A 12,544-nucleotide genomic window follows, 5' to 3' on the forward strand; every position below is an offset into this window, starting at 1 on the left:
CATGAGTGAGATCCGCGCGATCGAAGTGCCGAAATGGGGGCTGTCGATGGAGGAGGGCACGCTGACCAGCTGGCTGATCGAAGAGGGCGCTGCCTTCGCCGAGCAGCAGGAGGTGTGCGAAATCGAAACCAGCAAGATCGCCAACGTGCTGCAAGTGCCGTTCGCCGGGGTGTTGCGGCGCAAGGTGGCACAGCCCGGCGACACCATCGCGGTCGGCGGCGTGCTGGGGGTGGTGGCTGAGGCTTCGGTCGGCGAGGCCGAGATCGATGCTTATTTGGCCCAGCGGGGTAGTGCCTCGGCCGTGGCCGACGCGGCGCCGTCCGCGCCTGGCGCGCCGCCCTCAACGGCGCCGGAGGCGAATGCAGCGTGTGCGGACGCGCAGGCGGGCAAGCAAGCCCAAGGCAACGATCCGTCTCGGCCCGCACCTGACGCCGCACAAGCGCAGTCGACGTCCGCCCCTGCCGATGCCGATTGGCAGATCCCCCAAACCCTGCGTGGGGTCAGCGCGGAGGATACCTTCGCCACGCCCCATGCCCTCAAGCTGGCCGCCGAGCTCGGCCTCGACCTGGGCCAGGTGCCTGGTTCTGGCCGGGGTGCTCGGATCAGCGTCGCCGACATCGAGGCCGCCGTGCGCGCCGCTGGCGGCCAGGTCGCCTGCCGTGCGCCCGTGCACAAGGCCACACAGCCGGCAGCCTCGCGCGCCGACGACAGCCAGGTCGCCGCCACACCCCTGGCCCGGCGTCTGGCCCAGCAGTGGGGCATCAACCTGCACGATTGCCGCGCCACCGGCAGCCGTGGCCGGGTGTGCAAGGCCGACGTGCAGGCGCAACGCAGCATCGCCTCGCCGTCGCCGAGCAGCGCCGAGCAGCCTGCCAGCGCGCCCGCAGCGTTCGACACCCTGCCCATGAACGGCATGCGCAAGGCCATCGCAGCGCGCTTGCAGGCTTCCAAGCGCGAAGCGCCGCACTTCCGCCTGCATGCCGATTTCGACCTGGAGCGGTTGCTGGCGCTGCGCAGCGAGATCAACGCCGCGGTGCCGGCGGTCAAGCTGTCGGTCAACGACCTGCTGATCAAGGCCTGCGCCCAGGCGCTGGTGGAGGTGCCTGGGGTCAATGTGCAGTACGACGCCGAGCGCCAGGAGATCCGCCGCTATGCCGATGCCGACATCGCCGTTGCAGTGGCGCTGGACGGCGGTCTGATCACGCCGATCGTGCGCCAGGCCAACCGCAAGCGCCTGGCCGAGGTGTCGGCCGAAATGCTCGCCCTGGCTACCCAGGCCAAGGCCGGCACGCTCAAGCCCGAGCAGTTCCAGGGTGGCACCTTCAGCCTGTCCAACCTGGGCATGCTGGGCGTGCGTCGGTTCGACGCCATCATCAACCCGCCGCAAGGCGCGATCCTCGCCATCGGCGCGGGCGAACAGCGGGTGGTGGTGCACGAGGGGCAACCGGCGGTGCGCATGCAGATGAGCGTGACCCTGTCGTGCGACCACCGGGTGATCGACGGGGCCCTGGGCGCGGCCTTCCTCAAAGCGCTCAAGCAACGGGTGGAAAACCCCACCCTGATGCTGGTCTAGGAGGCCACCATGCACGACACATTCGATGTACTGATCGTCGGCGGCGGGCCCGGTGGCTATGTGGCGGCGATCCGCGCAGCGCAACTGGGCCTGCGCACCGCGCTGGTGGAAAAGCAGCATCTGGGCGGGATTTGTCTGAACTGGGGCTGCATCCCCACCAAGGCCATGCTCAAGGGCGCCGAAGTGGCGAATACCCTGCGCCACCTCGACACCTTCGGCTTCAGCGTCGACAACGTGCAGTTCGACATCCGCACCTTGGTGGCGCACAGCCGCCAGGTGTCCACCACCCTCACCGGTGGGATCGCCCATCTGCTGCGCAAGAATGGGGTAACGCTGTTCGAAGGGCACGCCCGGCTGACCGGCAAGGGACAGGTCAGCGTGTCCTCGGCCGAAGGCGAGCAGGCGTTGCGGGCCAAGCACGTCATCCTCGCCACCGGCGCCCGCCCGCGGCCGCTGCCAGGCCTGGTGCCGGACGGCGAGCGGATCTGGAGCTATTTCGAGGCGCTGGTGCCGCAGCAGGTGCCGGCCTCGCTGCTGGTGGTCGGTTCCGGCGCGATCGGTGTGGAGTTCGCCAGCCTCTATGCCGACCTCGGCAGCGCCGTGACCCTGGTGGAGCTGGCGGGGCAGATCCTGCCCGCCGAAGACCACGAGGTGGCCGCCCTGGTCCAGCGTGAGTTCGCCCGGCGCGGTATCCGGGTGCTGACCCAGGCGAGCGTCGGCGCCGTGCACAGCGAAGGCGAGCAGGCGCACTGCAACGTGCGGCTGGCCGATGGCCGCGAAGAGCGGCTCAGCGTCGAGCGTGTGCTGCTCGCAGCGGGTATCCAGGCCAACCGCGAAGACCTCGGCCTCGAAGCGCTGGGGGTGGAGATCGAGCGCGGCTTCGTCAAGACCGACGCCTGGTGCCGCACCAATGTGGCCGGCCTTTATGCCATCGGTGACGTCGCCGGTGCGCCGTGCCTGGCACACAAGGCCAGCCATGAAGGGGTGCTGTGCGTGGAGAAACTGGCCGGGGTGGCCGGCGTGCATCCGCTCGACAAGGCCTTCGTGCCCGGCTGCACCTATGCCCGGCCACAGGTCGCCAGCCTGGGCCTGACCGAGGCGGCGGCGCGGGCCACCGGCAGGTCGCTGAAAATCGGGCGCTTCGACTATCAGGCCAATGGCAAGGCCTTGGCGATGGGCGAGGCGCAGGGTTTCGTGAAGACCATTTTCGATGCCGACAGCGGCGAGCTGCTCGGCGCGCACATGGTGGGCCCGGAAGTGACCGAACAGATCCAGGGCTTCGGCATTGCCCACGCGCTGGAAGCCACTGAGCAAGCCATGGGCCAGGTGGTGTTCGCCCACCCTACCTTGAGCGAAGCCATGCACGAGGCGGTCCTGGCCGCCAGTGGCCGGGCCTTGCACCGATAAACCCCAGTACGGCGCCAGCGGGCGCCGTGCCCATTCATTCGCACAAGGACACCGCAATGCATCGATTCCACGACAAAGTCGTATTGATCACCGGCGCCGCCGCCGGTATTGGCGAAGCCACGGCGCGACGCTTCGCCGAGGAGGGTGCCCAAGTGGTGCTGGCCGACTGGAACCTGGGCCAAGCCCAGGCCGTGGCCGCCGAGCTGCCGGCCGAGCGCGTCCTGGCCGTGCAGGTGGACGTCTCGGACCTGGCGTCGGTGCAACGGATGGTCGAGGCCACCGTCGCGCGCTTCGGCGGGTTGGACGTGCTGGTCAACAACGCGGGCGTGCACATCCCTGGCACCACGCTTGAGACCAGCGAGGCCGACTGGCGCAAGATCGCTTCGGTGAACATCGACGGGGTGATCTTCTGCAGCAAGTTGGCCCTGCCGCACTTGATCGAGCGCCGCGGCAACATCGTCAGCACGGCTTCGGTGTCGGGGCTGGGCGGGGACTGGGGCGCGGCCTTCTACTGCGCCAGCAAGGGCGCGGTGGTCAACTACACCCGCGCACTGGCGCTCGACCACGGCGCCCAAGGCGTGCGTGCCAATGCGGTGTGCCCGAGCCTGACGCGCACGGCGATGACCTGGGGCTGGGAGCAGTCGATCCGCGACAGGTTCAACGAGCGCATTCCCTTGCAGCGCGAAGCCTTGCCGAGCGAAGTGGCTGCGGTGATCGCCTTTTTGGCCAGCGACGACGCCAGCTTCGTCAATGGCGTCAACCTGCCGGTGGACGGCGGGGTAACGGCTTCGGACGGCCAGCCCAAGGTGTCTTGAGCGGCGCTTGGGCGATGCGTGGCGTGGGCGGCCGCGCGGTCTTGCACTACTGCTGCTGCTTTTGATCGCAGGTCGATCAACGTAGATGAAGCTTTTCTTCTACGGGGGTTCGAGGCATCGCCCCTGCATGTAGTCGCTTTCAGCGCGCTCTGTCGTGCGCGAACTACCGAAAGTTCAAAACGGTGCCATGCTTTCAGGATTCCGGCGGACCTGGCGCGTATAAACGCCCGGCCGTCGGCGGGCAGACCCGGCGCACCGGCTACAACGCCTGGCACGCCGAGGACCGTCTGAAGATCCACCCGAGCGACGCTGAGAGCCGCGGCATCGACGATGGCGACACCACCGACAACTCCGATTGGGCCACCAACTGTCCGGAATACAAGGTCACGGCGGTGGAGGTGGCCAAGGTCTTCCACCCTTCGGAATGGCAGAAACGTTACCAGCACTTCAGCGACGAACAACGCCGCCTGCTCAAGGAGCGGCGCCAGCGCAACACCACCGAGAACGCCGAGGTACGCCGATGAGAAACGACGACAGCCTGGTCAAGATGGCCAACCACATCGCCCATTACTTCGACAGCGAACCGGACCGGCAGTTGGCGGAGCAGGGGCTGCGCCAGCACCTGCACAGTTTCTGGACGCCGGCGATGCTCAAGCAGTTGGGCGAGAAGGCGCAGGGGGGAGGCTGCGCAGAGGCTCGATTCGTTGGTGGTCAGGGCCTTGCGCGCCTGAGGCACAAGGCTGTGCATGGACGATTGCAGCGGGCGGGCCGCAACTTCGGTCGCCTGCTGCCTCAGAACGCCAGTTTGCACCCGATCAGCAGCAGCATGCCGGCCAGGCAAGGGCGCAACACCGCATCGGAAATTCGCCCGGTCAAGTGGCTGCCCAGGTAGATGCCCGGCAGCGAACCGAGCAGCAAATAGCCCAGCAGCGACCAGTCCATGTTGCCCATGCTGGCATGGCCCAGGCCGGCGACCAGGGTCAAGGGTACGGCGTGGGCGATCTCGGTGCCGACCAAACGGCGGGTGACCAGGAAGGGATAAAGCAGGAACAGCGCCACCGTGCCGAGGGCGCCGGCGCCGATGGACGTCAGCGTGACCATGATGCCCAGCACCACGCCGGTGACCACCGTGAGGACGTTCAACGTACGTTCGCTCAAATGGTAGCGGTCGCCGGCATGGCGGCTGGCGAAGGCTTGCAGGCGCGACTTGAGCAGGATGGCCAGCGCGGTGAGGATCAGCACGGCCGCCAGGCCTTGCTTGATCACCGCATTGAGCGCCGAGGTGTCGGCATGCAGGGTGCTGAGGAACCATAAGGTCAGCGCCGCCGCCGGCACGCTGCCGAGGCTGAGCCAGCCGGTGATCTTCCAGTCGATGTTCTTGTTGCGGCCATGTACCCAGACGCCACTGGCCTTGGTGATGGCGGCGTAGAGGAGGTCGGTACCCACGGCCGTGGCCGGGTTGATGCCGAACCAGAGTAGAATCGGCGTCATCAAGGAGCCGCCGCCGACGCCGGTCATGCCGACGATGAAACCTACGATCAAGCCTGCGATGGTGAAACCGAAAGAACCTACATCCATACGTTACTCGACTGCCCAACTATGCCCGTTATCGGATGGCAGCCAGCATATAGATTGTTTTTATAGCGAAATAGACTTCTTGGTTATGAGGTTATAACCGTACACCTGCATGCTTATTCCCAATGCGCAGGTGGATGACTCGGGTGCTCAGGTACCCTTGCGACCAGCGCGTGGGCTGGCCTGCTGCGCGTTGCATGGATTTCTCAGGTGCGCGGGCCGGGCTATGCGACCCGCACGGCCCTCTGGCGAGGGGATCGAAAAGGCTCGGGAGCCGCACCCGGAACATCGGGCGCGACCCCTCGAGGGTGCGGGTCAGATGCGGAAACTGCCCACCAAGTGCTTGAGGCGACCGGCCTGCTGGCTCAGGGCGTCGCAATGGCGCAGGGTTTCGTTGAGGTTTTCCACACCTTGCTGGTTGAGCGCGTTGATCTGCGTGATGTCCAGGTTGAGGCTCTCGACCACGGCGGTCTGTTCCTCGGTGGCGGTGGCCACCGACTGGTTCATGCCGTCGATTTCGCCGATGCGCGAGGTCACGCTGGCCAGGCGCTCGCCGGCCTCGTTGGCCACCTGCACGGTCTGCTCGCTGGAAACCTGACTGGCGTGCATGGTGTGCACCGCTTCGCGCGAGCCCACTTGCAGGCTGGTGATCATGCGGTGGATTTCCTCGGCCGATTCCTGGGTCCGGTGGGCCAGGTTGCGCACCTCGTCGGCGACCACGGCGAAGCCACGGCCGGCCTCACCGGCGCGGGCCGCTTCGATGGCGGCGTTGAGCGCCAGCAGGTTGGTCTGCTGGGAGATGCCCTTGATCACGTCGAGAATCTTGCCGATATCGTCGGTGCTCGCGTTGAGCACTTCGATCTGTTGGCACGACTCGCTGATCTTCTGCGACAGACTGGTCATGGCGCTGATCGCCTCGTCGACCACTTGGCGTCCGCCGTTGGCCTGTTCGCTGGCGCCACTGGCGTGTTGCGAGGCGTCGGCGGCGTTGCGGGCGATCTCCTGGGTGGCGGCGCCCAGCTCGTTGATCGCCGCGGCCACGCTGTTGGTGCGCATGCTCTGCTCTTCGGAGCCGGAGATCGAGGCGTTCGACGAGTTGACCACCTGTTCGGACAGGTCATGCACTTGGCGTGTCGCCGAGGCCACTTCGCTGATCGAAGTATGGATACGCTCGACGAAGCGGTTGAACGACTCGGCCACTTCGCCGAACTCGTCCCGCTGTTGCACCTCAAGACGCCGGGTCAGGTCGCCTTCGCCATCGGCGATGTCGCGCATGGCGCGGCCCATGACGGTCAAGGGGCGCATCAGCACCGGAATCAGCAGGCCCAGCAAGGCGATGATGGCGACCACCGCCACCAGCATGGCGATGATGGCGGAGGTGCGGAACTTGCTAAGGGCCGCGTAGGCCTTTTCCTTGTCGATCGAAAGGCCGATGTACCACTGCGCAGACGGCAAGCCGCTGACCGGAGCGAAGGTGATGAGGCGCTCGCTGCCGTTGAGGGTAACGTCCTGCAATTTGTCGTTGAGGGTCAAGGCGCCGGTGTAGATGTCCTTGATGTTCTTCATCACCAAGGTCTTGTCGGGGCTGACGATGACCTGGCCTTCGCGGTCCACCAAGAAGGCGTGGCCGATGCCGCCGAAGTCCACGGAGTTGATGATCTCCACGAGGGTGTCGAGGGTCAGGTCGCCCCCGACCACGCCCAGCAAGTCGTTGCTGGTCTTGCTCTTCACCGGTGTGGCGATGGTCACCACCATGCCGCCCACGGCGCCTTCATACGGCGGCGTCAGCACGGTCTGGCCGGCCTGGGCCGCCGCGCCGTACCAGGGGCGTTTGCGCGGGTCGTAATCGGTCGGCATGGTCACGTCGGGGCGCTGCGTGAACACGCCGTTGGCCTGGCCCACATAGGTGAAGAGGAAATTGCGTGTGTAGGAGGGCTGGTCGACCAAGCCGCCCAGGTTGTCGCCGGCGCCTTGCTGGGCGATGTCCTGGGCCAGGTTCTCCAGCACCAGGATGCGGCCGCTCATCCAGTTCTGCACACTGCTGGCGGTCAGGGCGCCGGATTGGCGCATCGAAGTTTCCAGATTCTGCGTGATGGTGTTGCGCTGCAAATAATCGTTGTAGAGCGTGAACAATGCGAACGCGAGGACCACGATCGCGCACGCGCTCAGGAGAATCTTGTGGCGAAACTTCAGGTTCATGTTTCGAGACCTTGCCATTAAAAGGGAGGAGCCGCGCAACGGCGCGCGGGCAGTGCCTGTCAGCTCGCTATCGGCATGCCGTGACTTTGTCTGAGAGGTCAGCGCACAAGACTTTATCGTCAGGCGACGAACGGTCAAGCGTTGCTTTGGTCAGGGTGGCGGGTTTGTCTGTCGGGCGTTTCGGTGAAGGGTGCGAGGCGCTCGACGAGTGCTGGTCGTACCGGGCTGCGCAGGTGAATAATCGCGCAGCTGTTCCCATACACTTCTCAACTGTTACGGTATCCTTAAGCCAGCGCTGCGCCAGACAAGAACAATGAAACTCGTGACCCGAGAGTCCGCCCCATGACCAACCTGTTGCTCTACCAGCGAATCGCCCAGCAATTGGCCGAAGACATTCGCCGCGGTGTCTATCAGCCGGGCGAGCGCGTGCCCTCGGTGCGCAAGATGAGCGCCCAGCTCAATGTCAGCCATGCGACGGTGTTGCAGGCCTACGCCAACCTCGAGGACCAGGGCCTGATCCGTGCCCGCCCGCAGTCCGGCTACTACGTGCACCAGACTCCAGCGCTGACCGCGCCCACACCGGACATCGCGCGGGTCGAACGGCCGGGGCTGGTGACGCGGGCCAGCATCATCCAGCAAGTGTTGGCCGAGGCGCGGCGCGATGGGGTGTACGCCTTCGGGGCCGCCGTGCCGCATGTCGACTACTTGCCGGTGCGTGCCTTGCACCAGCAATTGGCCAAGGTCACGCGCTTCCACAGCCCGCGCGCCTTCAGCTACATGTTCAGCCCCGGCTTCGAACCGCTGCGCCGGCAGATCGCCATTCGCATGCGCGATGCCGGGGTGCTGGTCGATCCTCGGGAGGTGGTGGTCACCCATGGTTGCGTGGATGCCCTGCAGATGGCCCTGCGCGTGCTGACCCGCCCCGGCGATCTGATCGCCGCCGAGTCGCCGACCTACTATGGATTGTTGCAGTTGGCCGATCTGCTGGGCTTGAAAGTCATCGAGATTCCCAGCGACCCCTCCACCGGCATCAGCTTGGAAGCGTTACAGCTTGCGGCCAACCAATGGTCGATCAAGGCCCTGGTGCTTACCGCGCGGCTAAGCAATCCGCTGGGCGGCACCATCCCCGAAGAGCGGCAGAAGCAATTGTTGCGTCTGGCCTCGGACTTCGACATCCAGATCGTCGAGGACGACATCTACGGCGAGCTGATGTTCGAGCAAGGTCGTACCAAGGCCTTGAAGGCATTCGACCGCCTGGACCGGGTCATCTATTGCTCGAGCTTTTCCAAGACCTTATCGCCGGGCGTGCGGGTGGGGTGGATGATTCCGGGACGCTACCAGGACGAGGTACAGCGCTTGCAGACGTTCACCACCCATTCGGCGTGCAGCGTGACACAGATGGCCGTGGCGTCGTACTTGGAAAACGGCGGTTACGACCGTCATCTGCGCTACATTCGTCAGGAGTACCGCAAGAATCTCAGCGCCTACCAACTGGCCGTGCAACAGCATTTCCCGGAAGGCACGCAGATGACGCGGCCCACCGGTGGCTTCATCCTGTGGGTCAGCCTGCCGGGGCGGGTGAATACGCAGGAGCTGCATGTGCGGGCGCTGGAGCAGGGCATCAGCATCGCGCCCGGCCTGATTTTCAGCAACACCGAGCAGTTCAACCACTGCATCCGTCTCAATTGCGGTATTCCATGGAACAACGAGTCCGAGCGCGCAGTCATTACCCTGGGCCTGCTGGCCCAACAGCTATGCAAGGAGGCCGCCGGCACGCTGTATCGTTCACTGCCTGAAACGTCTTGAGCGCAGCCGGGCTGCTTCATGCAGTACAGCCGGCTTCGAGGCTTTGCAGGTGTGACGCAGGCTTGTCAGGCAGTTGGGTAAGGTGGAGCATGTCCACATCGCTATCACGGTATGGTTGCCGATGGAAATTCTACGTCGTATCGCATTGGTGCTCTTGTTGGCACCCCTTGGGCTGACCATGCACAACGTGCAGGCGGCGCAGTCGTCGGCACAGCCTGCAAGCGGTGCGGCGTCTTCGAGCGCAACGCCTGCCAAGGCGGTGGCCAAACCGCCGGCCAAGGCCAAAGCCAAGAAACCGGTCAGAAAGCATCGCACGGCAGCCAAAGCCGCTGCCAAGGACACCCGTCCTGCCGTGGCCGATCGAATCGATTTGAGCCTGCCCAAGGACATGGTCAAGCAGCTCAAGCCTGAGGTGGACACCTCGCCGACGGCGAAAACCGTACAAACGCCGCTGTTGCCCGCCATGTTCCCGGACACGCCCAGCAGCAACGACAGCAGCTTCCAGCTCAATGGGCGTCTGATCAGCAACGAAATGCAATTACAATTGCGCAATGACAGCCGTCGCGATCTCGAAGGCGCCGCCATCGAGTTTCAATTCCGCCAGTAGGCCAGCAGTCCTCACTATGAACCTGCCGAACTGACTGATTGGTCACGGCAGGTTATTGCCGTACGGTAATTTCAAACGTCCGTTTGAGCCGCTACTATCCGAGCTGCGCTTGCCATTTTTCCAGGAGTTCGACCGTCCATGAATTGTCGTGAGGGCTGCGGCGCTTGCTGCATTGCCCCCTCTATCAGTTCCGCCATTCCCGGTATGCCCAACGGCAAACCGGCCGGCGTGCGCTGCCTGCACCTCTCCGTGGTCAACCTGTGCGGCCTGTTCGGGCTGCCGGAGCGGCCTGCGGTATGCGGTGGGTTCAAGGCCGAGGCGGAGGTCTGCGGCACTGACCGGGAAGACGCGATCAGGATCATCGGCTGGCTGGAGAGCGTCACGGCGGCGTAAGCGAGTGGATCATCGACAACAAGGAACAACATGATGAGATCGATCAAGCGTATTGCTCTGCTGTGTAGCTTCGGCGCATTGCTGGCGCCCCTGGCCCAGGCGCAAACCTGGCAGGTCGCCAAGGACGAGGAGGGGATCAAGGTTTCGCTGAGTGAAGTGGCCGGTTCCAAGTACAAGGCCTACAAGGGGGAAACGCTCATCAAGGCGCCGCTGGCCAAGGTGCTCGCCGTGCAGGAAGACGTCGCCGGTGCCTGTGCCTGGGTGCATGAATGCAAGATGCAGAAGCTGCTCAAGCACGAGGGCGACCAGACCTGGACCTACACCCAGTTCAACACGCCCTGGCCGGTCACCCCGCGCGACTCGGTGTTGCGCATCACCACCTCCAAGGGCGCCGATGGCAGCGTGACCCGAAACATCGAGGAAGCGCCCACGTTGCTCCCGGAGGAAAAGGGCTTCGTGCGTGTGGCGCAAGTGGAAGGCTTCTGGAAGATGGTGCCGGAAGGCGAGGGCACCCGCGTCACCTATCAGGTCCACACCGAGCCGGGCGGTAGCGTGCCTTCATGGCTGGCCAACAAGTTCGTGGTCGATGCGCCGTTCAATACCCTCAAGCACCTGCGCGAGCGCGTCGAACGGCCTTAAGCGGCCGGGCAATGAAAAAGCCGGAACCCTCGTCGGGTTCCGGCTTTTTCGTTTGGCCCGCGTTGACGGGCCAACGAGGCTGAAGACAGCTTAGGTGCGGTCGTTCAGGTCGGTGATGTCGCGTTTTTGCTCGCCGGTGTACAGCTGGCGCGGGCGGCCGATCTTGTACGGGCTGGAGAGCATTTCCTTCCAGTGGGAAATCCAGCCGACGGTCCGCGCCAGGGCGAAGATCACGGTGAACATGCTGGTCGGAATGCCGATGGCCTTGAGGATGATCCCCGAGTAGAAGTCGACGTTCGGGTACAGCGAGCGCTCGATGAAGTAAGGATCGGTGAGTGCGATCTCCTCCAGGCGCATGGCCAGCTCCAGCTGCGGGTCATCTTTGATGCCCAGCTCGCGCAGTACTTCGTCGCAGGTCTGCTTCATCACCGTGGCGCGCGGGTCGCGGTTCTTGTAGACGCGGTGGCCGAAGCCCATCAGCTTGAACGGATCGTTCTTGTCCTTGGCCTTGGCGATGTAGGTGTCGATGTTCGAGACATCGCCAATTTCATCGAGCATGGTCAGCACGGCTTCGTTGGCGCCGCCGTGTGCCGGGCCCCACAGCGCGGCGATGCCGGCGGCGATGCAGGCGAACGGGTTGGCACCGGAGGAACCGGCCAGGCGCACGGTGGAGGTAGAAGCGTTCTGCTCGTGGTCGGCGTGCAGGATGAAGATGCGGTCCATGGCCTTGGCCAACACCGGGCTGATCGGTTTGATCTCGCACGGGGTGTTGAACATCATGTGCAGGAAGTTTTCGGCGTAGGTCAGGTCGTTGCGCGGGTACATCATGGGCTGGCCCATGGAGTACTTGTAGACCATCGCGGCGAGGGTCGGCATCTTCGCGACCAGACGCACGGCGGAAATTTCCCGGTGCTGCGGGTTATTGATGTCGAGCGAGTCATGATAGAAGGCCGACAGCGCGCCGACCACACCGCACATCACGGCCATGGGGTGGGCGTCGCGGCGGAAACCGTTGAAGAAGGTTTTCAGCTGTTCGTGAACCATGGTGTGGTTCTTGACGTTGCTGACGAACTTGGCTTTCTGCTCGGCGTTGGGCAGTTCGCCGTTGAGCAGCAGATAGCAGGTTTCCAGGTAATCGGATTTCTCGGCCAGTTGCTCGATGGGGTAACCCCGGTGCAACAGCACGCCTTTATCACCGTCGATGTAGGTGATCTTCGACTCGCAGGCGGCGGTCGCCATGAAGCCTGGGTCGAAGGTGAAGTGGCCGGATGCCCCCAACCCGCGGACGTCAATGACATCTGGACCCACGGTGCCGGTTAAAATCGGCAGGTCGACGGGGGCAGTGCCCTCGATGATCAACTGCGCTTTTTTGTCAGCCATGTGGCCTCCTATTAATGCTTGAAATCATCTGACAGACCCCCCACGCAGGGCCCGCACCACTATAGAGGGATAAATTCATATGTCAATTTGCCTAAAGGCTGCTTGAAACCTCGCTCAAGCCTTGTTTTTTCAGGGATTTCCCGCCCGTTT

At 64.4% G+C, this 12,544-nt stretch carries 10 protein-coding genes and 2 pseudogenes; 9 read left to right on the plus strand and 3 right to left on the minus strand.

Annotated elements, in window-relative coordinates; genetic code table 11:
- Position 1 precedes the first annotated feature (1 nt).
- The 5 genes and pseudogenes from ACSMEV_RS11660 to ACSMEV_RS11680 all read left to right on the plus strand — a co-directional run bounded on the left by ACSMEV_RS11660 (position 2) and on the right by ACSMEV_RS11680 (position 4,526).
- Positions 2-1,573 carry a 2-oxo acid dehydrogenase subunit E2 gene (locus ACSMEV_RS11660; RefSeq protein WP_459205302.1) on the plus strand — a complete coding sequence of 524 codons (1,572 nt, stop codon included), beginning with the start codon at positions 2-4 and terminating at the stop codon, positions 1,571-1,573.
- Positions 1,574-1,582: 9 nt separating this feature from the next.
- Positions 1,583-2,980: a dihydrolipoyl dehydrogenase gene (gene lpdA / locus ACSMEV_RS11665; RefSeq protein ID WP_459205303.1), complete on the plus strand. Its 1,398-nt coding sequence runs from the start codon at positions 1,583-1,585 to the stop codon at positions 2,978-2,980.
- Positions 2,981-3,036: 56 nt separating this feature from the next.
- Positions 3,037-3,795: a meso-2,3-butanediol dehydrogenase gene (budC, locus tag ACSMEV_RS11670; RefSeq protein WP_459205304.1), complete on the plus strand. Its 759-nt coding sequence runs from the start codon at positions 3,037-3,039 to the stop codon at positions 3,793-3,795.
- A gap of 233 nt (positions 3,796-4,028) precedes the next feature.
- Positions 4,029-4,319, plus strand: a pseudogene (locus ACSMEV_RS11675) (formate dehydrogenase subunit alpha); the annotation flags it as partial.
- Positions 4,316-4,526, plus strand: a pseudogene (locus ACSMEV_RS11680) (formate dehydrogenase subunit delta). The pseudogenes ACSMEV_RS11675 and ACSMEV_RS11680, both read left to right, overlap by 4 nt.
- Before the next feature lie 61 nt (positions 4,527-4,587).
- Here the strand turns inward: ACSMEV_RS11680 and ACSMEV_RS11685 are convergent.
- Both ACSMEV_RS11685 and ACSMEV_RS11690 read right to left on the minus strand, forming a co-directional pair.
- A complete protein-coding gene (locus ACSMEV_RS11685) occupies positions 4,588-5,373 on the minus strand; it encodes a sulfite exporter TauE/SafE family protein (RefSeq protein WP_413047911.1) in 786 nt (261 codons plus the stop codon).
- A 312-nt stretch (positions 5,374-5,685) separates the two neighbouring features.
- Positions 5,686-7,569, minus strand: coding sequence for a methyl-accepting chemotaxis protein (locus ACSMEV_RS11690; RefSeq protein ID WP_459205305.1), 1,884 nt, complete (start codon positions 7,567-7,569; stop codon positions 5,686-5,688).
- 342 nt (positions 7,570-7,911) lie between these two features.
- On the opposite strand from ACSMEV_RS11690, the gene ACSMEV_RS11695 reads away from it, so the two are divergent.
- From ACSMEV_RS11695 to ACSMEV_RS11710, 4 genes are all read left to right on the plus strand, one after another.
- Positions 7,912-9,375 (plus strand): aminotransferase-like domain-containing protein, encoded by a 1,464-nt coding sequence (locus ACSMEV_RS11695; protein WP_313741244.1) that lies wholly within the window; start codon positions 7,912-7,914, stop codon positions 9,373-9,375.
- 121 nt (positions 9,376-9,496) lie between these two features.
- Positions 9,497-9,982 carry a hypothetical protein gene (locus ACSMEV_RS11700; protein ID WP_459205306.1) on the plus strand — a complete coding sequence of 162 codons (486 nt, stop codon included), beginning with the start codon at positions 9,497-9,499 and terminating at the stop codon, positions 9,980-9,982.
- A gap of 138 nt (positions 9,983-10,120) precedes the next feature.
- Positions 10,121-10,375, plus strand: coding sequence for a YkgJ family cysteine cluster protein (locus ACSMEV_RS11705; protein ID WP_459205307.1), 255 nt, complete (start codon positions 10,121-10,123; stop codon positions 10,373-10,375).
- Positions 10,376-10,408: 33 nt separating this feature from the next.
- A complete protein-coding gene (locus tag ACSMEV_RS11710) occupies positions 10,409-11,014 on the plus strand; it encodes an START domain-containing protein (protein ID WP_459208332.1) in 606 nt (201 codons plus the stop codon).
- 90 nt (positions 11,015-11,104) lie between these two features.
- On the opposite strand, the gene gltA is transcribed toward ACSMEV_RS11710, so the two are convergent.
- A complete protein-coding gene (gene gltA / locus ACSMEV_RS11715; protein ID WP_296263807.1) occupies positions 11,105-12,394 on the minus strand; it encodes a citrate synthase in 1,290 nt (429 codons plus the stop codon).
- Positions 12,395-12,544: the final 150 nt, after the last annotated feature.

Source organism: Pseudomonas sp. MLB6B, assembly GCF_054508135.1.

Coding starts and splice junctions, on each gene's coding strand:
- ACSMEV_RS11660 (WP_459205302.1), top strand. CDS start 2: ATGAGTGAGATCCGCGCGATCGAAGTGCCGAAATGGGGGCTGTCGATG.
- lpdA (WP_459205303.1), top strand. CDS start 1,583: ATGCACGACACATTCGATGTACTGATCGTCGGCGGCGGGCCCGGTGGC.
- budC (WP_459205304.1), top strand. CDS start 3,037: ATGCATCGATTCCACGACAAAGTCGTATTGATCACCGGCGCCGCCGCC.
- ACSMEV_RS11685 (WP_413047911.1), bottom strand. CDS start 5,373: ATGGATGTAGGTTCTTTCGGTTTCACCATCGCAGGCTTGATCGTAGGT.
- ACSMEV_RS11690 (WP_459205305.1), bottom strand. CDS start 7,569: ATGAACCTGAAGTTTCGCCACAAGATTCTCCTGAGCGCGTGCGCGATC.
- ACSMEV_RS11695 (WP_313741244.1), top strand. CDS start 7,912: ATGACCAACCTGTTGCTCTACCAGCGAATCGCCCAGCAATTGGCCGAA.
- ACSMEV_RS11700 (WP_459205306.1), top strand. CDS start 9,497: ATGGAAATTCTACGTCGTATCGCATTGGTGCTCTTGTTGGCACCCCTT.
- ACSMEV_RS11705 (WP_459205307.1), top strand. CDS start 10,121: ATGAATTGTCGTGAGGGCTGCGGCGCTTGCTGCATTGCCCCCTCTATC.
- ACSMEV_RS11710 (WP_459208332.1), top strand. CDS start 10,409: ATGAGATCGATCAAGCGTATTGCTCTGCTGTGTAGCTTCGGCGCATTG.
- gltA (WP_296263807.1), bottom strand. CDS start 12,394: ATGGCTGACAAAAAAGCGCAGTTGATCATCGAGGGCACTGCCCCCGTC.